Origin of the sequence: Blautia sp. HCN-20427 (genome assembly GCF_037890365.1) — a bacterium.
In the GTDB taxonomy this organism is placed as follows: Bacteria; Bacillota; Clostridia; order Lachnospirales; family Lachnospiraceae; genus Blautia.
The window spans coordinates 12,085-28,668 of record NZ_JBBKBX010000033.1 but is presented as its reverse complement, the minus strand read 5'-3'; the positions used below and the strand labels follow the sequence as shown (position 1 = coordinate 28,668).

The 16,584-nt window shown below is 44.7% G+C and carries 15 protein-coding genes, 1 tRNA gene and 1 other RNA gene; 1 reads left to right on the top strand and 16 read right to left on the bottom strand.

Going from position 1 to position 16,584, the window contains the following annotated elements; translation table 11 throughout:
- Positions 1-54: 54 nt before the first annotated feature.
- The 6 genes from rnpB to larC all read right to left on the bottom strand — a co-directional run bounded on the left by rnpB (position 55) and on the right by larC (position 4,602).
- An RNA gene (gene rnpB / locus WKT17_RS15025) (RNase P RNA component class A) lies at positions 55-406 on the bottom strand.
- Positions 407-453: 47 nt separating this feature from the next.
- Positions 454-2,121 (bottom strand): nucleoside kinase, encoded by a 1,668-nt coding sequence (locus WKT17_RS15020; protein WP_291683601.1) that lies wholly within the window; start codon positions 2,119-2,121, stop codon positions 454-456.
- Between the two features lie 122 nt (positions 2,122-2,243).
- Entirely contained in the window at positions 2,244-2,369 is a 126-nt protein-coding gene (locus WKT17_RS15015) for a hypothetical protein (RefSeq protein WP_264293468.1), read from the bottom strand.
- A 20-nt stretch (positions 2,370-2,389) separates the two neighbouring features.
- Positions 2,390-2,473, bottom strand: a tRNA-Leu gene (locus tag WKT17_RS15010).
- Between the two features lie 157 nt (positions 2,474-2,630).
- Positions 2,631-3,449 carry an ATP-dependent sacrificial sulfur transferase LarE gene (gene larE, locus WKT17_RS15005; RefSeq protein WP_291683600.1) on the bottom strand — a complete coding sequence of 273 codons (819 nt, stop codon included), beginning with the start codon at positions 3,447-3,449 and terminating at the stop codon, positions 2,631-2,633.
- Positions 3,436-4,602, bottom strand: coding sequence for a nickel insertion protein (gene larC, locus WKT17_RS15000; RefSeq protein WP_291683599.1), 1,167 nt, complete (start codon positions 4,600-4,602; stop codon positions 3,436-3,438). Before larC ends, larE begins: the two co-directional genes overlap by 14 nt.
- A gap of 96 nt (positions 4,603-4,698) precedes the next feature.
- Here larC and WKT17_RS14995 point away from each other — a divergent pair, with 96 nt between their 5' ends.
- Positions 4,699-5,823 (top strand): DUF362 domain-containing protein, encoded by a 1,125-nt coding sequence (locus tag WKT17_RS14995; RefSeq protein ID WP_291683598.1) that lies wholly within the window; start codon positions 4,699-4,701, stop codon positions 5,821-5,823.
- Positions 5,824-5,887: 64 nt separating this feature from the next.
- Here WKT17_RS14995 and ilvA read toward each other — a convergent pair whose 3' ends face one another.
- From ilvA to WKT17_RS14945, 10 genes are all read right to left on the bottom strand, one after another.
- On the bottom strand, positions 5,888-7,099 hold the full coding sequence (gene ilvA, locus WKT17_RS14990) for a threonine ammonia-lyase (protein WP_173749509.1): 1,212 nt from the start codon (positions 7,097-7,099) through the stop codon (positions 5,888-5,890).
- 22 nt (positions 7,100-7,121) lie between these two features.
- Positions 7,122-8,078: a signal recognition particle-docking protein FtsY gene (gene ftsY, locus WKT17_RS14985; protein WP_173749510.1), complete on the bottom strand. Its 957-nt coding sequence runs from the start codon at positions 8,076-8,078 to the stop codon at positions 7,122-7,124.
- 9 nt (positions 8,079-8,087) lie between these two features.
- Positions 8,088-11,648: a chromosome segregation protein SMC gene (smc, locus tag WKT17_RS14980; RefSeq protein ID WP_173749511.1), complete on the bottom strand. Its 3,561-nt coding sequence runs from the start codon at positions 11,646-11,648 to the stop codon at positions 8,088-8,090.
- Positions 11,639-12,349, bottom strand: a complete 711-nt coding sequence (gene rnc / locus WKT17_RS14975; RefSeq protein ID WP_173749512.1) for a ribonuclease III — start codon at positions 12,347-12,349, stop codon at positions 11,639-11,641. Before rnc ends, smc begins: the two co-directional genes overlap by 10 nt.
- An 89-nt stretch (positions 12,350-12,438) precedes the next feature.
- Positions 12,439-12,669 (bottom strand): acyl carrier protein, encoded by a 231-nt coding sequence (gene acpP, locus WKT17_RS14970; protein ID WP_111919654.1) that lies wholly within the window; start codon positions 12,667-12,669, stop codon positions 12,439-12,441.
- A gap of 11 nt (positions 12,670-12,680) precedes the next feature.
- The gene (gene plsX / locus WKT17_RS14965) at positions 12,681-13,709 is read right to left on the bottom strand and encodes a phosphate acyltransferase PlsX (RefSeq protein WP_173749513.1); all 1,029 of its coding nucleotides are present in this window, start codon (positions 13,707-13,709) and stop codon (positions 12,681-12,683) included.
- A 91-nt stretch (positions 13,710-13,800) separates the two neighbouring features.
- Positions 13,801-14,337: a hypothetical protein gene (locus tag WKT17_RS14960; protein ID WP_173749514.1), complete on the bottom strand. Its 537-nt coding sequence runs from the start codon at positions 14,335-14,337 to the stop codon at positions 13,801-13,803.
- Positions 14,338-14,513: 176 nt separating this feature from the next.
- Positions 14,514-14,699, bottom strand: coding sequence for a 50S ribosomal protein L32 (rpmF, locus tag WKT17_RS14955; RefSeq protein ID WP_173749515.1), 186 nt, complete (start codon positions 14,697-14,699; stop codon positions 14,514-14,516).
- A 3-nt stretch (positions 14,700-14,702) separates the two neighbouring features.
- Positions 14,703-15,230: a YceD family protein gene (locus WKT17_RS14950; protein ID WP_173749516.1), complete on the bottom strand. Its 528-nt coding sequence runs from the start codon at positions 15,228-15,230 to the stop codon at positions 14,703-14,705.
- 58 nt (positions 15,231-15,288) lie between these two features.
- On the bottom strand, positions 15,289-16,485 hold the full coding sequence (locus WKT17_RS14945; RefSeq protein ID WP_291683597.1) for an acetate/propionate family kinase: 1,197 nt from the start codon (positions 16,483-16,485) through the stop codon (positions 15,289-15,291).
- Between the last annotated feature and the right edge of the window lie 99 nt (positions 16,486-16,584).

Sequence of the window (16,584 nt, the reverse complement as noted above, 5' to 3'; positions counted from 1 at the left end):
TAAAGAGAGGATATCACATGAAGCCCAAACCTCATGTGATATCCTCTCTTTTCGTGTATAAGCAGAACGATAAGCCGGGTTATGTCGTGAATAATCATCTATCCAGGCCTGCTGTCGCCAGCAGGCTCAAGCGACCCACCTGAAAACGTGACGGGCAGCCACAATGTTTTCTATTCGGTCTTGCTTTGAATGGGGTTTACATGTGCCCTCTCTGTTACCAGAAAGGCGGTAGTCTCTTACACTGCCCTTCCACCCTTACCGGAGAAATCCCCGGCGGTACATTTCTGTTGCACTGTCCTTGGAGTCACCTCCACCAGACGTTATCTGGCATTCTGCCCTGCAAAGCCCGGACTTTCCTCACCTGACCCCTTTCGGTCCTGTCAGCCGCGATTATTTATCCTACTTATGACACTCGGTTATTCTATCACAGAAAAAATGAAAATGCAAACTTTTTCACACATCAAAGCACCCTCCGCCTACAAATTCTCTTAAAATGGAATTGTGGGGAATGGATTCGCTGGGAACCCCTACAAAATAATCCAGGAACTTCAGAAGCCGCTTTGCCTCGTTGTATTCCGGCTCCCCCTGTCTGATAGAAAACAACAGAGGTTCTGCATACAGTTTCAAAACAGCCAGCTCATATATTAGTGCGGAATTAAACATCACATCTGCAGATTCCTGATAGGGAAAAATATTCTCTTCTTCTCCTTTTCGCACAGAATTCCACATGGCAATGGTAGCCTTTGCAGAAGCTCCTCTGGTTCTGGCATCTCTTACAATCCGGCGAATCAGACGGCCGTCCGTGGTGGGTATCCGGTTGTGTTCATCAATATTTAACTGAGTCAGCGCACTGATATATATTTTAAACTTGCTTTCCACCGGAAGGGAATGGCTTAATTTATCATTCAGGCAGTGAATTCCCTCAATCACCAGCACATCCTCTGCTCCAAGCTGAAGAAAATCGCCCCGGTACTCTCTCTGTCCGGTTTTAAAGTTAAACTGGGGCAGCTCCACCCGTTCTCCGCTCAAAAGCCGCAGCATATCTTCGTTAAATTTCTTCACATCAATGGCTTCCAGACATTCAAAATTGTAATTTCCATTGCTGTCTAAAGGGGTATCCTCCCGGTTCACAAAATAATTGTCCACACCAATGGGATGCGGCTTCAGCCCATGAGCCGCCAACTGTATGGAAAGTCTGTAGGAAAAGGTCGTTTTTCCGGAAGAGGAGGGACCTGCTATCATAATAAATTTTTTATTTCCGGCCTTTACAATCTGCTCTGCAATCTGAGAAATTCTGGACTCCTGCAGAGCCTCTGCAATCAGTATCAGTTGATTGGCTCCTTGTCCTGTAATCTGTTCATTCAACTCTCCTACGGTGTCAGACTGTACCATTTCGCCCCATTTTTCCGATTCTCTTTGCACCCGGAAAATCTTAGGTCTCGGAGAAAATTCCGGCACCGTATCCGGACATTCCCTTCTTGGAAGCTGCAGCACCAGTCCTCCTTCATAGGGATAGAGTTCAAAATACTTCAAATAACCAGTATGATTCACCATAAATCCGTAAAAGTAGTCCTCAAAATCTCCCAAACGGTACAAATTCACTCTGGACACTCTGCGGAAACGAAACAGTTTTTCTTTATCATACATACCATATTTATGAAAAATTTCAATAGCTTCCCCTGTGCTGACACTGCGTTTTAAAATGGGCACTTTCTGCTCTGCCAGTTCCAGCATATAGGCTTTCACCGCATCCAGAAATTCTCTGGTAATCTTCACGTTTCCGTCAATGGTGTAATAATAACCGGAACTTACGGAAAAATGCAGCGTAACTTTCCGGATATTTTCGTGCCCTGCCACATGGTAAACCGCTTTTAAAAACAGCAAAGAAGCGCTTCTTTTGTAAGTGCTGTGTCCAATCTCATCTCCTGTTGTAACAAATTTCAGAACACCGTCTTTTTTCAGTTTTTTGTGCAGTTCACACAGTTTCCCGTCTTTCATAACCAGGACAATGGGATATCTGGTGCTACCCTGATATTCTGTCGCAATCTGTGCGTAAGATGTTCCATAAGGATATGTTTTCTGCTTTCCCAATATTTTTACACTTATCATTCTTTCACTCATGACCTTTCTCCTTTCCTGCCGCATCTTTGATAAGTCTCCCCTCAGTTTCACATTTAGATACATATGATTTTACTACAACTATCCTTAATTTTCTATCATTTTATAGTTTTTTTAGATAAATATTACTTTTTTTCAGAAATTTTGTAACGCAAAAAAGAGGACGAAAGAAGGTAAAGTTCTTTCGTCCCAAAACAAATGAAAAAGGCTGAAGTTCCTCTTAATCCCAGCGGAACTTCAACCTTTTTCATACACGCCTCATATACCAGACTGCGGGAGATGGGACTTGAACCCACACGAGCATACACCCACAAGATCCTTAGTCTTGCCTGTCTGCCAATTCCAGCACTCCCGCTCAATCAATTGCGCTCACAACTGATTACTTCATTAGTATACCATAAATTTTTCATTTTGCAACTATTTTTTGAAAAATTGACAAAATTTGTGTAACAATATGCAGGAACACCAACAGGCTCTGGTTTTTTCGTGCAAAATTCTGATTTTTCTTTCTTCTATTCTTCATCCATACTTCCGCTGCGGAAGCCTCCCATATCAAGTGTCAGGTATCGAAATCCCATGGCTTTCAACTTTGGAACCAATGTCTCCTGCATTTTAAGGAAATGTCCAAAGTGCTCTTTGGGAATCTCCACTCTGGCAATTTCTCCATGAAGCCGCAGGCGCACCACCGGAAAACCTTCCTTTTTCAGATATTCTTCTGCTTTCGCAATTTTCTCCAGTATCTCCGGACGGATTTCTGCCCCATAAGGCAGTCTGGTAGCCAGACAAGGCGTAGATGGTCTTTTTGCCACAGAAACCCCCAGTTCTTCTGCCAGACGACGAACCTCTTCCTTGGCAAACCCATGCATGGCCAACGGACTGAGAACCCCCATTTCCTTTACCGCCTTAAGTCCCGGACGGTACACATGCAAATCATCCTCATTGGTGCCCTCTAATATGCAGGATACTCTCTTTTCTTCCGCATATGCCTTCAGCTTTCCAAACAAAGCCTTTTTGCAGAGATAACATCTATCCTTGGGGTTAAAACGGATTTCTGCCTGCTCCAGTTCATTGACAAACAGTACCTTATGTATAGCTCCCGCTTCTTTTGCCACTTTCTGTGCAATCTCCAAATCGCAGGAAGGGTGAAGCATGGTATGAAAGGTAACTGCATAAATACTGCTCTGTCTCTTCTTTTTTTCTGCACAGTTTCTGGCCAGCTGCAGCAGCACACTGCTGTCTACTCCACCGGAAAAGGCAATACAGATGTCTTCTTCTATGCAGGTATTCATAAAATCATAAAGCGCTTTCTTTTTTTCTTCATAAGTTCTCATAATATCCTCCCGCTGCTGCAGACGCCTCATCGTATACATCCCGAAAGGCTCTTCCAGTTTCTTCACATATCTGTTTCACTGTTTCATATTCCGGATAACAGAACCGCTTTCCATGGTGGAAACAAACCTTGATTCTGACCCTGTGACCATCTTTTAATACAACTTCTTCAAAGGTTCTCGGAAGCACTCTTCTCTTTTCCTCATATCTACGAAGTCCGATACTGGTAGTTTCCCGAAAAATAATGTCCTCCAGGACCTCCTGTTTGTTTTCCCTGCAGATAACCTGCAGCATATAAGCCGGACGGCCTTTTTTCATATAAATGGGAAAACAGGAAGCATCCAGAGCTCCGGCCTTCATGAGACAATCAATGGCATACCCCAGCTGCTCTCCGCTGCAGTCATCCACATTGGTTTCCAGCACCCGGACAGAGTTCTGTTTCTCTGCAGTTTCTTTCCTGTCTCTTTGCCTTTGGATTTCCGTTTTCTCCGGCACGGATTCTGTAAGCACTACGGCGCGAAGTCCTTCTCTTAGGAATGAATTTTCCTGTGTAATGACACTTCCCACACCTGTTTTTTCGATACAGACTCTGTCCGGAAATACTGCAGGTTTCCCCATAATTCCCAGAAGTTCCATTCCCAGCAGACTGCTTTTCTCCTTTTGACCTCTGATAAAATGCATGGGAACCTGGTATTTTTCTATGCTCTGCAGCAATTTTGCACACGGCAGAATTTCACCGTCTCTGCTGTCCATCGTTTCTGTAACAGAAAGTACCTGAAGCTGTTCAAATCCCAGGATTTCCAATGCCAGCCAGGCCGCCGCTCCTTCCAGAAAAGATTCTTCCTCGCTTTGCAGGCTGATTTCCCAAAGTCTGTAAAGTGCAGTCTTTGTTTTTTCTCCCCAGGGACTTTCCGCAATTTTTTTTTCGGTTTCTTCTTTGGTTTTAAACACCGGATAGGCAGTCTCTATGTTCCTTAAAACAACTTCCTCTATTCCCTGGTTCTCATACTGTGCCTCAATGGAGACCAGACACTGGGCCAGACAGGTCAAACGCTGCTCCAGCTCCTCCTTCTCTGCTCCCAGAGCCAACAAAGCACCCAAAAGCTTCCTGCAGCTTATTCCCGTATAACACTCCAAATAAAGTTCTCTTCTCATGCCTTTTCTCATTGCCTCTTGTTTCTTTTTTCTCTCAATGATAAAATATATCATGAATACTGGCGAAAGTAAATATGCAACACAGGAGGATGAAAAATGAGCGTATCAAAGGTATATTTTACAGACTTAAGAGCGAAAAACGGCGATAATCTGCTGAACAAGCTGCAGCGCCTCATAAAAACTGCGGGAATTGGAAATATTGATTTCCAGGATAAATATGTTGCGATTAAAATGCACTTCGGAGAGCCGGGAAACCTGGCCTTTTTAAGACCAAATTATGCCAAAGCGGTAGCTGATGTGGTAAAAGAACTGGGTGGAAAGCCTTTCCTTACAGACTGCAACACTCTTTATGTAGGGGGAAGAAAAAATGCCCTGGACCATCTGGACAGTGCCAACTTAAACGGTTTTAATCCCATGACAACCGGTTGTCAGATTCTCATTGCCGACGGTCTGAAGGGTACAGACGAAGCACTGGTTCCCGTTGAAGGCGGTACTTATATAAAAGAAGCCAAAATTGGGCGTGCCGTTATGGACGCAGATGTTTTGATTTCCCTGTCCCATTTCAAGGGACATGAAGCTGCCGGATTTGGCGGTGCGATTAAAAACATCGGTATGGGCTGCGGCTCCCGTGCCGGTAAGATGGAAATGCACTCTGCCGGAAAACCTCATGTTCTCCAGGATTTATGCGTAGGCTGCCATATGTGTGCTAAAATCTGTGCCCATGATGCGCCTCAGTTTACAGACAACAAGGCTTCCATTGACCATGACAAATGCGTGGGCTGCGGCAGATGTATCGGTGTCTGTCCAAAAGATGCCATTGCAGCGGCTTCTGATGAATCCAACGATATCTTAAACTGCAAAATGGCAGAATATACCAAAGCAGTTATCAACGGACGTCCAAACTTCCACATCAGTCTGGTAATCGATGTATCTCCGTATTGTGACTGCCATGGCGAGAACGATGCAGCCATTGTACCAAACGTGGGTATGTTTGCCTCCTTTGACCCGGTGGCTTTGGACGTGGCCTGCGCTGACGCAGTCAATGCCCAGCCAGTGCTTTCCAACAGCCGGTTAAGCGAAGCCCTCGCTGAACACAAAGAGGACTGCTGCCACGACCATTTCCACCATATCTTCCCGGATACCAACTGGCAATCTGCCATTGAGCACGGTGTCAAAATAGGTATTGGAAACAGTGAATACGAACTGGTTACCGTAAAATAATCCACAACACAAAGCAGAGGAATCCGCGGCTTCCATAAGTCACAGACTCCCCTGTTTTTGCTTTTTATAAATTTGCCATTTCCAGCCTTGGCTGATATCCTTCTTTTTTCAAGGCTTCGATAATCTGCTGTTTGTGCTCCGTACCAAAAGCTTCCAGCGTAATTTTCAGTTCTACGGCTGCCGTACGGTTGGTGCTTACAAATTGATTGTGATCCAGTTTAATGACATTTCCCTGTTCCCTGGCAATGACACTGGCTACACGCACCAATTCTCCCGGTTTATCCGGAAGAAGCACAGACACGGTAAAGATACGGTCTCTGGCAATGAGTCCATGCTGTACCACAGAAGCCATGGTAATCACATCCATATTGCCTCCGCTTAAAATGGATACCACCTTTTTATCCTGGAATTTCAAATGTTTTAAGGCAGCTACGGTCAGCAGACCCGAATTTTCTACAATCATCTTGTGATTTTCCACCATATCCAGGAAAGCAACTACCAGTTCATCGTCTTCCACTGTAATGATTTCGTCTACGTTTTTCTGAATGTATGGAAAAATGTGGTCTCCCGGACGTTTTACTGCGGTTCCGTCTGCAATGGTATTGACAGAAGGAAGTGTCATAACCTCACCGTTTAAAAGGGATGCCTGCATACAATTAGCGCCTGCCGGTTCTACACCGATAACCTTAATGTTGGGATTTAACAGCTTTACTAAAGTAGAAACGCCTGTAGCCAGTCCGCCGCCTCCGATAGGGACTAATATGTAGTCCACTAAAGGCAGCTCTTTTAAAATTTCCATGGCAATGGTTCCCTGTCCAGTGGCAACAGCCGGGTCATCAAAGGGATGAATAAACGTATAGCCATGTTCCTCTGCCAGCTTATACGCATGAGCACAGGCTTCGTCATACACATCTCCGTGAAGAATGACCTGTGCACCATAGCTTTTGGTCCTCTCCACTTTAATGAGCGGTGTGGTTGTTGGCATCACAATCACAGCTTTCACCCCGAAAGCCTTTGCCGCATATGCCACACCCTGGGCATGGTTTCCCGCAGAAGCGGTAATCAGCCCTTTTTCCCGTTCTCCCGGTGTCAAGGTGCTGATTTTGTAATAAGCCCCGCGGATTTTATAGGCTCCTGTTACCTGCATATTTTCCGGTTTCAAGTATACCTTATTTCCCGTATGACTGCTGAAATAATCACTGTATATCAGCTTGGTTTCCTGTGTCACTTTTTTGACGATTTCTGATGCTTCCTCAAACTTTTCTAATGTAAGCATTTCACATACCCTCTTCCTGTTTCTATTCTTCTCTCTGTGCATGGGAATCCATATTAAATAACGCATTGACAAATTCATCAGAGTCAAACTTCTGTAAATCGTCAATCGTCTCTCCTACTCCGATATATTTCACCGGAATCTCCAGTTCAGACTCTATAGCCACGGCGATACCGCCCTTGGCTGTGCCGTCCAGCTTTGTGAGTATAATTCCCGTTACATTGGCCACTTCATGGAACTGTCTTGCCTGAGCCAGGGCGTTCTGCCCTGTGGTACCATCCAGAACCACCAGGGTTTCCAGATATGCTTCCGGATATTCTCTTTCAATAATCCGGTAAATTTTCCGCAGCTCTTCCATAAGATTTTTCTTGTTATGAAGTCTTCCTGCCGTATCGCAGATAAGGACATCTGCATTTCTGGCTTTAGCTGCAGCAATCGCATCATATACCACCGATGCCGGGTCTGCCCCGTCCTGTCCGCCGATTAATTCCACACCGGCCCGGTTGGCCCACTGGGTAAGCTGCTCTCCAGCAGCTGCGCGAAAGGTGTCCGCAGCAGCCATAATTACTTTTTTGCCCTGGTCTTTTAATTTTCCTGCCAGCTTTCCTACAGAAGTGGTTTTTCCCACTCCGTTGACCCCAATAACCAGAATGACAGATTTTCTGTTTTCAAATTCGTAAGCCGTTTCTCCTACTGCCATCTGGGCTTTAATACTATCCATCAAAAGCTGCTTACACTCCTGAGGGTCTTTGATTTTCTTCTCAGCGACCTGCTCCTTCAGTCTTTCAATAATGGCTGTAGTGGTATTGATTCCAATATCCCCCATAACCAGAATTTCTTCAATTTCCTCATAGAAATCGTCATCAATGCTGGAATAACCGCTGAAAATGGAATCGATTCCGGAAACAATATTCTCCCTTGTTTTGGAAAGTCCTTCTACCAGTCTCTTAAAAAACCCTTTTTTTTCTTTTCCTTCTGCCATGTGTTCCTCCTACTTGTCCAAGTCATTTTCTATCAGGTTTACAGATACCAGTGTGGACACACCCTTTTCCTGCATGGTAATTCCATACAAGCGGTCTGCAGCAGTCATGGTACCTCGTCTATGTGTTATAATAATAAACTGTGTATTTTTTGTCAACTTGTGAAGATACTGGGCATATCTGGTCACGTTGGAATCATCCAGCGCCGCCTCAATCTCATCCAGCAGACAGAATGGAGAGGGCTTCAGGTTCTGAATGGCAAACAAGAGCGCAATGGCGGTCAGCGCCTTTTCCCCACCGGAGAGCTGCATCATATTCTGCAGCTTCTTTCCCGGCGGCTGGGAAATAATGCGGATACCCGCTTCCAGAATATCCTCTTCTTCGTCCAGTTCCAGAGTTCCTTTACCACCGCCGAAAAGCTCCTTAAAGGCTTTATCAAATTCCACCCTTATCTGCTGGAACTTTTCTTCAAACTGCCTGCGCATGCCCGTATCCAGTTCTTCAATAATCCCTCGCAGGGTTTCCTCTGCTTTTACCAAATCATCGTGCTGGGTTTTCATAAAGGTATGGCGCTCAGAAAGTTCCTTGTATTCTTCAATGGCGTTAACATTGACATTGCCCAGTTTCCGGATTTCCATACGCATATCCGTAATGCCCTGTTTAATCACTGCCCTCTCCAGCAGTTCCTCCGGCATCTGAATCAGCGCCTGGCTGTAGGTCATCTCGTATTCCTCCCACATGTAATTCACCTGGGTTTCCTGTTGTTCCTCCAGCTTTTCCTTCTGTCCGGTCAGACGGTAACTCTCTTTATCCAACAGATTTATACGCTCGGAAAGTTCATCTCGTTTCGCAAAAAAAGCCTTATGGTTCTGGCTCATTTTTTCTTTCTCTTCCAGAGCCTTTTTCATCTTTTCTTCGTCCTGCAAAGCTTCTGCTTGAGCCTCTGTTACAGCCTGACGAATCTTCTCGATTTCCTGCTCTTTTTGCTGAATTTCTTCTTTTCCCTGGCTCATACCAGCCGCCAAAGCCACCTTCTGTGCTTCCAGATTTTTCTTTTCCTCCTGCACACGGCTGATATTTTCCAGAAGAAATCCCTGACGGGAAGTCAGATTCGCGGTTTCCAAATGGAATTTCTCCAGTTTTTTCGAAATTTCGCCCTCTTCCTTTTTCTTCTCTTCCAAAATTTCCTGATTGGAGGTAATCTGCGCTTCCAATTCCTTTTCCTGGGCTGCACTGGTTTCCAGTTCCAGCTGAATAGACTGGGTGTTTTCCTGCAGTTCTTCACTCTGCTTTTCCAGTTTCGCCTTTTCTTCTTTCAGGCTTTCATAACCCTTTCGCAGTTCGTCCCGCTTACCGCTCATGGAATTTAAATTCATCTGCACCGTATTTTCCCGGATATATTGTTCCTGCAGCTGTTCCTGTACCTTAGCCGCTTCGTCCCGGAAGTGATTCCGCTTATTCCGATACTCTTCCAGTGTCCGCTGCATGGTTTCCAAATCCTTTTTCAGAGATTCCACCGTCTCATGCAGTTCCTCTATCTCCCGACGTCTTCCCAACAGGTTGCTGCTGTTTTTAAAGGCCCCACCAGTCAGAGACCCGCCCGGATTCAAAGACTCCCCTTCAATGGTTACCATACGAATGGTATACTGGTATTTTCTCGCAATGGCAATTCCATGGTCAATATGGTCTACCACCAGAGTTCTCCCCAGCAGATAATTGGCAAGCCCCTCATACTCTGCCGCAACCGTTACCAGTTCACTGGCCACGCCAATAACCCCCGGCTCTTTCAACGCACTGGCATTGTTAAAGACTTTTTTATTCTTCATGCTGGTCAAAGGCAGGAACGTAGCCCGTCCATATTTATTCTTTTTCAGAAAAGCAATCATTTCCTTGGCTGTATTTTCGTTGTCTGTAACGATATTCTGAATGCTGCCGCCCAGAGCCGTCTCAATAGCTGTCTCATAGCTTTTTTCCACCTTCAGAAGGTCTGCCACAACACCCCGGATGCCGGATACCTGCTTCTTCTGTTCCATAACCCGACGAATACTATTTCCGTATCCATCATAACGCTCTGTAATATTACGCAGAGATTCCAGTCTGGAAGCCTCTCTGTGATAAGCTGTCTGCCCCACCTCCAGCTGCTGGGTACTTCTGGATATCTCCGCCTGATATTTCTTAATCTTATCTTCGCAGCGGTTTCCCTCCCGGATAAGTTTTTCGATGGTTTCTTCGATTTCCGCCTTTTCTGCCTGATACTGTTCCTCTGAGGATTCCAACTGTACAGAATCGCTGTTCAGCCGTAAATGCCGTTGGTTTAATTCCACTTTTCTTATGGAAATCTGTTCCATCATGGCATCGTATCTCTGCAACTTCCCCTTTGTGGAAGCACGGAGATTCAGAAGTTCGATAATTTCATTTTTCCCCTGCTCTACCGTTTCTTCCAGCTTTTGGATTTCCATGGCAGCTTCCTTAAATTCCGACTGGGCTGCTGCCTGTGTATGCTCGCATTCCCGCAGAATTTTCTCCAATTTTTCCTTTTCCGCCAGGTATCCCTGCTCTTCCTCTGTTTTTTTTGCATAATCAGCCTGCAGGGTTTCGGTCCTCTCCTGATACTGCTCTTCCTTTTGTACTGCAGAACGTATCTGTTCCTGCAGAAGGTGAATCCTATTTTCCAGATTCTGCTTTTCCAGCGTTTTCCGGGTGGTAACTTCTCTGGCCTTTTGTATCTCCTGTTCCAGTTCTTCCAGTTCCTGTTCCAGTTTCTCATACTCGCTCTTGGTTACATCCAGACTCTTGCAGGTCTCCTCCAAATCCGACTGGGCAATCCGGTATTTTTCCTCAACCTCTTTTAACTGATTCCGGATACGGTTCATTTCCACCAGAAACATCTGGGTGTCCAGCTTTTTCAGTTCTCCCTTCTTCTTCAGATAAATCCGGGCCGTCTCCGACTGCCTCTCCAAAGGAGCCAACTGTCGAGTCAGTTCAGACAAAATATCATTGACGCGGGTCAAATTCTGCTGCTCTTCCTCCAATTTCTTCACTGCTGTATTCTTACGCCGTTTAAACTTTACAATACCAGCCGCCTCATCGAAGAGTTCCCTCCTCTCCTCTGGCTTTCCGCTTAAAATCTTGTCAATCTGACCCTGGCCGATAATGGAATAGCCCTCTTTTCCGATACCGGTATCGTAGAAGAGTTCCTGAACATCTTTCAGCCTGCAGGTAGTGCCATTTAAAAGATACTCGCTCTCGCCGGAACGATACAGCCTTCTGGCAATGGTAACCTCTTGGTAATCAATGGGAAGTTTATGGTCACTGTTGTCCATGGTAATAGCGACATAGGCAAATCCCAGAGGTTTTCTGGTCTCTGTACCGGAAAAAATAACGTCCTGCATATTGCCTCCACGAAGCTGCTTGGCGCTCTGCTCTCCCAGTACCCAGCGCACCGCATCGCCTACATTGCTCTTACCGCTGCCGTTAGGGCCGACAATTCCCGTAATTCCGTTATGGAATTCAAATATAATTTTATTGGCAAAAGACTTAAATCCCTGTACCTCAATGCTTTTTAAATACATACGTCACCCTTTTCATTTTTCAGCTTCTTAATAGCACAGTAAGCAGCCTGCTGCTCTGCCGCTTTCTTCGTATGTCCGCAGCCCTGACCTAACACCCGTTTTCCAAGCAGAGCTTCCACATAAAAGAATTTATTATGGTCCGGTCCCTCCTCTTTCACCAACACATAATGTACATCCTCCTCATAACGGCCCTGCACGATTTCCTGGAGAGTAGTCTTGCTATCATAAAAGAGCTGCTTATTCTCTATGTCATTTAAAATATACTTATGAATAAACTCTTTTGCATTAGCAAAACCGCCGTCCAGATAAATAGCCCCAATAAGTGCTTCCATAGCGTCAGATACCACAGAATCTCTTCGTCTGCCGCCTGTGGCTTCTTCCCCCTTGCCCAAAAGCAGGTAATTTCCCAGAGAAATCTCTCTTGCACACAGCGCCAGAGTTGGTTCACAGACCAGACTGGCCCGCTTCTTCGTCAGTTCACCTTCCGGAAGATTCGGATATGTACGGAATAAAAATTCACTGGAGGTCACTTCAAGCACCGCATCCCCCAGAAATTCCAGACGTTCATTGTTCCCCCTGTATGCAATGTGATGTTCATTTGCATAGGAACTGTGCGTCAGCGCATTTACCAGAAGGTCTAAATTTTCAAACGCATACCCGATTTTCTTTTCCAGTTCCAAAAACTTTCTTGTTTCTTTCATAATCTCTCCTTTCCTGTTGTAAACGAATCCCAAAGGGGGCTGTCACATCAAACGGCATTTATGCACCTCATGCGACAGCCCCTTTTTTCTTAGCCAATCAGACGTTTAATCTGCTCTACTGCATCTCCTACGGATACAATCTGTTCTACTTCTTCTGTCGGAATCTCAATATCAAATTCTTCTTCAATCCCCATCACAATTTGGAAAATATCCAGAGAATCTGCGCCCAAATCGTCTACAAAGGTAGTATCAGGAGTAACCTCCTCTGTATCCACATTCAAAACCTCTGCTATTATCTTCTGTAATTTTTCCAATTCCATGATATATCCTCCTAAACTTCCTCTTTTTTCTCTTGTGCAACGGTCAGATTTTCTCCGATACGCTCACTGATGTGCTGCTCTTTAAAAGAGATACACTGAATAATGGAATTTTTAAATTCCTTTTCTTTGGAATTGCCGTGGCATTTTACCACCAGCCCCTTCAGTCCCAAAAGGGGTGCGCCGCCGTACTCGCTGGCATCAAAACTCTTCAGCGTTTTTTTCAAGGCGGGCTTTACTAAAAGCGCACCTGCCTTGCTGCGAAGAGAAGCCATCATGCCGCCCTTTATCTTGGAAATCAGGGTAGCCCCCAGACCTTCGTACAGCTTCAGAATTACGTTTCCCACAAAGGCCTCTGTGACAATGACGTCTGCAGCCCCTGCCGGAATGTCCCTGGCCTCAATACTGCCGATAAAGTTAATATCCTTACATTCTTTCAACAGCGGATACGTTTCTTTTACAAGGGCATTTCCCTTCTCTTCCTCCACGCCGATATTGACAATTCCCACTCTGGGATTCTTTACTCCCATTACATGTTCCATATAAATAGACCCCATGCGTGCAAACTGTACCAGATGAGAAGAACGGGCATCTACATTGGCCCCGCAGTCAATGAGCAGGGATACCCCATCCTTAGTGGGAATGAGAGGGGCCAGAGGCGCTCTCTCCACACCTTTAATTCTGCCTACAATGGTAGTTCCCCCTACTAATATAGCCCCTGAACTGCCTGCAGAAACAAAGGCGTCTGCCTCTCCTCTTCGGACCATTTTCATACCTACCACAAGAGAAGAATCCTTCTTTCCGCGGATAGCCGCTACCGGCGGTTCTCCTGTTTCAATAACTTCACCGGCCGGTACAATTTCCAGTCGTTCCTCTGGATAGGTACAGGATTCCAGTTCCTTTTCCAGTATCTCCCGTTTTCCAACCAGAAATATCTGAACATTTTCTCTTTCCTGTAAGGCTGCCACAGCGCCCTTTACAGCTTCTGTAGGCGCATAATCGCCTCCCATGGCGTCTACGGCCACTTTAATTATGTTTTCCATGTCTTGCCTCCTGTCATACCTATCACTGATTTTACTAAACATCTATAAAAAATGCAAGGATTCTCCTGAGAGAATCCTTGAAAAAAATATATTACTGTGCAGGCTGCTCGTCACCCTGGGCCTCTTCAGCCGGCTGCGCTTCCGCGTCTGCAGTTACAATGACCTCTTTTGTATCACTGGTCACCCGATTTGTGGAATTTTCTATGGTGCTGATAGCCACTGCATAATAATACATGGTTCCCTCTTCCTGGGTAGAAGGTGTAAAAGTATTTTCCGTCTCTCCCTCAATCACAGTTCCGCCGCCATTGGTATTGGTCTGACTCTTATACCACTGATAGGTAATAGTTCCGCCATCAGAAGAAGTAGCTTCCACAGTCAGGGGCTCTGCTGTATCTCCTTTTTTATATGTCACAGAACCGCTTAAATTGGTGGTCAGTTCCGGCTTGGCCACCTCAATTTTAGACTCTGTACTCTCCTCTTTCTCTGTGCTGTCTTCCTCCGCCTTCTGGGAATCTGTTTTCTCCAGAACCTTGTCCAGCACATGCTCTGCTTTGCATGCTATCATGGAAAATGCCAGACAGCTCAAAGTCAGTATTATCATCGCTTTTTTCAGCCATTTATTTTTCACGGTATTACCTCCTTGTCATTCTTACTCCCTCACATATATTAACTTATTTTTTCAAAAACCGCAAGTTTTTCCTTTAAAATATTACAAAAATATTAATTTATATGTGTCAGAAATGTGTCAAAGACGCAAAATAAGAGGCCTGAACAAATGCCAGACCTCTTATTTTATAAGGAAAATTAAGCTTCTTCCATGTTGATGATTTCTTTTTTGTTGTAAGAACCACAAGTTTTACAAACTCTGTGAGGCATCATTAATGCGCCACATTTGCTGCATTTTACTAAGTTCGGAGCGCTCATTTTCCAGTTTGCTCTTCTTTTATCTCTTCTTGCTTTAGAAGATTTATTCTTTGGACAGATGGACATAGGTTACACCTCCTTAAATTTGCTAAATATATCACTGATTACCGCCATTCTGGGGTCAGGGCTGGACTGGTCACAGTCACAAGAGCCTTCGTTCCAATCTTTCCCGCATTTGGGACAGATTCCCCGGCAGTCCTCTTTACATAGAACCCTTAAAGGCCAATGGATTAAAATCTCATTATGCACTAACTGCTCTACGTCCAGGCTGCAACCTGTGACATAATTAATTTCATCTAAGTCTTTTATCCTGTCTTCCTTTGAGGCCTGCATATCAATCTCCTGCTCAAAGTTTATGTCAAATTCAGTGGGAACATCCTTTAAACACTTATCACAGGGAATGTTGACAGTTATCCTGCCCTTCGCCTCGATTTTCAGAACCTTCTTTCCCGTATTTGTAATAGTCAGCGAAAGGGGCTCTTTTTCCGCAACTGGGAAGTCTCCCAGCTTTGATTGAAAGGAATCCATGGAAACAGGTGCTTCAACAACCTGTGTCTTTCCTTCCAGGGATAAAATTTCCGATAAATCAATTAGCATAATAGTCTCCTAATCACACCTTGTAAATTATACATAGGATTTTATGGTTTGTCAACCATTATTTTTGAACTAATTCAGCTGTTTCCTGGCAAATTGCCAATTCTTCGTTTGTAGGAACAATTGCAACAGTTACTTTCGAATCCGGTGTAGAGATAACTTTGTTTTCTCCTCTTGTCTGGTTTGCTTCTTCGTCCAGAGTGATTCCCAGGTAGCTTAAACCTTTGACAACCGTTTCTCTTACAGGAATTGCATTTTCACCGATACCACCTGTAAAGGCAATGGCATCCACACCATTCATAGCTGCTGCGTAAGAACCGATGTATTTGATGATTCTGTAGCACAGACAGTCTACTGCACGTTTCGCATCTTCGTTGCCCTGCTCTCTGGCTTCGTTTAAATCACGGAAATCGCTGGAAAGTCCTTTGGAAAGTCCCATCAGACCGGATTTTTTATTCAGAATATTTACCATTTCCGTAACATCAATATTTTCTTTTTTGCAAATAAAATCTAAAACAGCCGGATCCAGATCACCGGAACGCGTTCCCATTACCAGACCTTCCAACGGTGTAAGACCCATGGAAGTATCTACACATTTACCGTTCACTACCGCACTGATGGAAGAACCGTTTCCTAAATGAGCAACAATAACTTTAGAGTTATCCGGGTCTAATCCCAGGAACTTGATGGTTTCTTTGGAAACAAATCTGTGAGAAGTTCCGTGGAAGCCGTATTTACGAACTTTATATTTTTCATAATATTCATATGGAATAGCATACATATATGCTTTTTCCGGCATGGTCTGATGGAAAGCCGTGTCAAAGACTGCTACATTCGGTTTGCCAGGCATTAATTCCATACATGCACGGATACCCATTAAGTTTGCAGGATTGTGCAGAGGTCCTAAATCACAGCATTCTTCAATAACAGAGATAACCTCGTCATCAATGATGCAGGAATCGGAAATTTTTGCACCGCCGTGCAGAACACGGTGTCCGATAGCTTCTACTTCATCTAAGCTTTTCAATACACCTGTTTTCGGATTTACCAGTGCATCCAGAACCATTTTGATGGCCTCTGTATGTGTTGGCATAGATGCCTCTGTCGTTTCCTTTTCTCCGCCTGTTGGCTGATATACCAGTCTTCCGTCAAGTCCGATACGCTCGCACAGACCTTTTGCTGCTACGGCTTCTGTCTCGGAATTGATTAACTGGAATTTCAGTGATGAACTTCCGCAGTTTACTACTAATACGTTCATATTTTCTTCCTCCGCTATCATTAGATAATCTATACAGAATTTCTGTATCTTTGGCCTTTAAAAAGACCATTCTTAGAAGTATTATACAACGTTTTTGTG

What these genes read in the sequence shown, in the direction of transcription:
- larE (WP_291683600.1), bottom strand. Translation starts at nt 3,449, where the DNA reads ATGAGAACTTATGAAGAAAAAAAGAAAGCGCTTTATGATTTTATGAAT.
- ftsY (WP_173749510.1), bottom strand. Translation starts at nt 8,078, where the DNA reads ATGGCAGAAGGAAAAGAAAAAAAAGGGTTTTTTAAGAGACTGGTAGAA.
- WKT17_RS14950 (WP_173749516.1), bottom strand. Translation starts at nt 15,230, where the DNA reads ATGCTAATTGATTTATCGGAAATTTTATCCCTGGAAGGAAAGACACAG.
- acpP (WP_111919654.1), bottom strand. Translation starts at nt 12,669, where the DNA reads ATGGAATTGGAAAAATTACAGAAGATAATAGCAGAGGTTTTGAATGTG.
- WKT17_RS15020 (WP_291683601.1), bottom strand. Translation starts at nt 2,121, where the DNA reads ATGAGTGAAAGAATGATAAGTGTAAAAATATTGGGAAAGCAGAAAACA.
- WKT17_RS14995 (WP_291683598.1), top strand. Translation starts at nt 4,699, where the DNA reads ATGAGCGTATCAAAGGTATATTTTACAGACTTAAGAGCGAAAAACGGC.
- WKT17_RS14945 (WP_291683597.1), bottom strand. Translation starts at nt 16,485, where the DNA reads ATGAACGTATTAGTAGTAAACTGCGGAAGTTCATCACTGAAATTCCAG.
- plsX (WP_173749513.1), bottom strand. Translation starts at nt 13,709, where the DNA reads ATGGAAAACATAATTAAAGTGGCCGTAGACGCCATGGGAGGCGATTAT.
- smc (WP_173749511.1), bottom strand. Translation starts at nt 11,648, where the DNA reads ATGTATTTAAAAAGCATTGAGGTACAGGGATTTAAGTCTTTTGCCAAT.
- ilvA (WP_173749509.1), bottom strand. Translation starts at nt 7,099, where the DNA reads ATGCTTACATTAGAAAAGTTTGAGGAAGCATCAGAAATCGTCAAAAAA.
- rnc (WP_173749512.1), bottom strand. Translation starts at nt 12,349, where the DNA reads ATGAAAGAAACAAGAAAGTTTTTGGAACTGGAAAAGAAAATCGGGTAT.
- larC (WP_291683599.1), bottom strand. Translation starts at nt 4,602, where the DNA reads ATGAGAAGAGAACTTTATTTGGAGTGTTATACGGGAATAAGCTGCAGG.
- rpmF (WP_173749515.1), bottom strand. Translation starts at nt 14,699, where the DNA reads ATGTCCATCTGTCCAAAGAATAAATCTTCTAAAGCAAGAAGAGATAAA.
- WKT17_RS15015 (WP_264293468.1), bottom strand. Translation starts at nt 2,369, where the DNA reads ATGAAAAAGGTTGAAGTTCCGCTGGGATTAAGAGGAACTTCAGCCTTT.